This is a genomic window from Bacillus sp. CHD6a (genome assembly GCF_001293645.1).
In the GTDB taxonomy this organism is placed as follows: domain Bacteria; phylum Bacillota; class Bacilli; order Bacillales; family Bacillaceae_I; genus Sutcliffiella_A.
Genome location: NZ_LBMD01000047.1, coordinates 1 through 3,069, shown reverse-complemented (window position 1 = coordinate 3,069; position 3,069 = coordinate 1). Strand labels below are relative to the sequence as shown.

General features: G+C 51.7%; 1 rRNA gene. It reads left to right on the top strand.

What is annotated here, in order from left to right:
* Positions 1 to 132: 132 nt before the first annotated feature.
* Positions 133 to 3,064, top strand: a 23S ribosomal RNA gene (locus tag AAV98_RS19575).
* Positions 3,065 to 3,069: the final 5 nt, after the last annotated feature.

Sequence of the window (3,069 nt, the reverse complement as noted above, 5' to 3'; positions counted from 1 at the left end):
GATTTGTCGCAGTTGTTCCTTGAAAACTAGATAATGTAACTAATATCAAGATATTCACAAAATATCGTTCATCTTAGTAATTTTCTTTTAAGATATCATCGCTGATATCGACACATGACCAAATTGGTCAACGGTTAAGTTATTAAGGGCGCACGGTGGATGCCTTGGCACTAGGAGCCGATGAAGGACGGGACTAACACCGATATGCTTCGGGGAGCTGTAAGTAAGCTTTGATCCGGAGATTTCCGAATGGGGAAACCCACTGCTCGTAATGGAGCAGTATCCTTATCTGAATACATAGGGTATGGAAGGCAGACCCGGGGAACTGAAACATCTTAGTACCCGGAGGAAGAGAAAGCAAACGCGATTTCCTGAGTAGCGGCGAGCGAAACGGAATTAGCCCAAACCAAGAGGCTTGCCTCTTGGGGTTGTAGGACACTCTACATGGAGTTACAAAGGAACGGGGTAAATGAAGCGATCTGGAAAGGTCCGTCATAGAAGGTAAAAACCCTGTAGTTGAAACTTCGTTCCCTCCTGAGTGGATCCTGAGTACGGCGGGACACGAGAAATCCCGTCGGAAGCAGGGAGGACCATCTCCCAAGGCTAAATACTCCCTAGTGACCGATAGTGAACCAGTACCGTGAGGGAAAGGTGAAAAGCACCCCGGAAGGGGAGTGAAATAGATCCTGAAACCGTGTGCCTACAAGTAGTTAGAGCCCGTTAATGGGTGATAGCGTGCCTTTTGTAGAATGAACCGGCGAGTTACGATCCCGTGCAAGGTTAAGTCGAAGAGACGGAGCCGTAGCGAAAGCGAGTCTGAATAGGGCGAATGAGTACGTGGTCGTAGACCCGAAACCAGGTGATCTACCCATGTCCAGGGTGAAGTTCAGGTAACACTGAATGGAGGCCCGAACCGACTCACGTTGAAAAGTGAGCGGATGAGGTGTGGGTAGGGGTGAAATGCCAATCGAACCTGGAGATAGCTGGTTCTCTCCGAAATAGCTTTAGGGCTAGCCTCATGTGTTAGAGTCTTGGAGGTAGAGCACTGATTGGACTAGGGGTCCTCATCGGATTACCGAATTCAGTCAAACTCCGAATGCCAAAGACTTATCCATGGGAGTCAGACTGCGAGTGATAAGATCCGTAGTCAAGAGGGAAACAGCCCAGACCGCCAGCTAAGGTCCCCAAGTATACGTTAAGTGGAAAAGGATGTGGAGTTGCTTAGACAACCAGGATGTTGGCTTAGAAGCAGCCACCATTTAAAGAGTGCGTAATAGCTCACTGGTCGAGTGACTCTGCGCCGAAAATGTACCGGGGCTAAACGTATCACCGAAGCTGCGGACTGTTCTTACGAACAGTGGTAGGAGAGCGTTCTAAGGGCGTTGAAGCTAGACCGTAAGGACTGGTGGAGCGCTTAGAAGTGAGAATGCCGGTATGAGTAGCGAAAGAAGGGTGAGAATCCCTTCCACCGAATGCCTAAGGTTTCCTGAGGAAGGCTCGTCCGCTCAGGGTTAGTCGGGACCTAAGCCGAGGCCGAAAGGCGTAGGCGATGGATAACAGGTTGATATTCCTGTACCACCTCCACTCCGTTTGAGCAATGGGGGGACGCAGAAGGATAGGGTAAGCGCGCTGTTGGATATGCGCGTCTAAGCAGTAAGGCTGAGAAGTAGGCAAATCCGCTTCTCGATAAGGCTGAGCTGTGATAGCGAGGGAAATATAGTACCGAAGTTCCTGATTTCACACTGCCAAGAAAAGCCTCTAGCGAGGAGTATGGTGCCCGTACCGCAAACCGACACAGGTAGGCGAGGAGAGAATCCTAAGGTGAGCGAGAGAACTCTGGTTAAGGAACTCGGCAAAATGACCCCGTAACTTCGGGAGAAGGGGTGCTCTGTTAGGGTGTTAAAGCCCGAGAGAGCCGCAGTGAATAGGCCCAGGCGACTGTTTAGCAAAAACACAGGTCTCTGCGAAGCCGTAAGGCGAAGTATAGGGGCTGACGCCTGCCCGGTGCTGGAAGGTTAAGGGGAGAGGTTAGCGCAAGCGAAGCTTTGAACCGAAGCCCCAGTAAACGGCGGCCGTAACTATAACGGTCCTAAGGTAGCGAAATTCCTTGTCGGGTAAGTTCCGACCCGCACGAAAGGCGTAACGATCTGGGCACTGTCTCAACCAGAGACTCGGTGAAATTATAGTACCTGTGAAGATGCAGGTTACCCGCGACAGGACGGAAAGACCCCGTGGAGCTTTACTGTAGCCTGATATTGAATTTTGGTACAGCTTGTACAGGATAGGTAGGAGCCTGAGAAGCCGGAGCGCTAGCTTCGGTGGAGGCGTCGGTGGGATACTACCCTGGCTGTATTGAAATTCTAACCCGCAGCCCTTATCGGGCTGGGAGACAGTGTCAGGTGGGCAGTTTGACTGGGGCGGTCGCCTCCTAAAGAGTAACGGAGGCGCCCAAAGGTTCCCTCAGAATGGTTGGAAATCATTCGCAGAGTGTAAAGGCACAAGGGAGCTTGACTGCGAGACCTACAAGTCGAGCAGGGACGAAAGTCGGGCTTAGTGATCCGGTGGTTCCGCATGGAAGGGCCATCGCTCAACGGATAAAAGCTACCCCGGGGATAACAGGCTTATCTCCCCCAAGAGTCCACATCGACGGGGAGGTTTGGCACCTCGATGTCGGCTCATCGCATCCTGGGGCTGTAGTCGGTCCCAAGGGTTGGGCTGTTCGCCCATTAAAGCGGTACGCGAGCTGGGTTCAGAACGTCGTGAGACAGTTCGGTCCCTATCCGTCGTGGGCGCAGGAAATTTGAGAGGAGCTGTCCTTAGTACGAGAGGACCGGGATGGACGCACCGCTGGTGTACCAGTTGTCTTGCCAAAGGCATAGCTGGGTAGCTACGTGCGGACGGGATAAGTGCTGAAAGCATCTAAGCATGAAGCCCCCCTCAAGATGAGATTTCCTTTTACTTCGGTAAGTAAGATCCCTGAAAGATGATCAGGTAGATAGGTTCGAGGTGGAAGCATGGTGACATGTGGAGCTGACGAATACTAATCGATCGAGGACTTAACCCAACAAC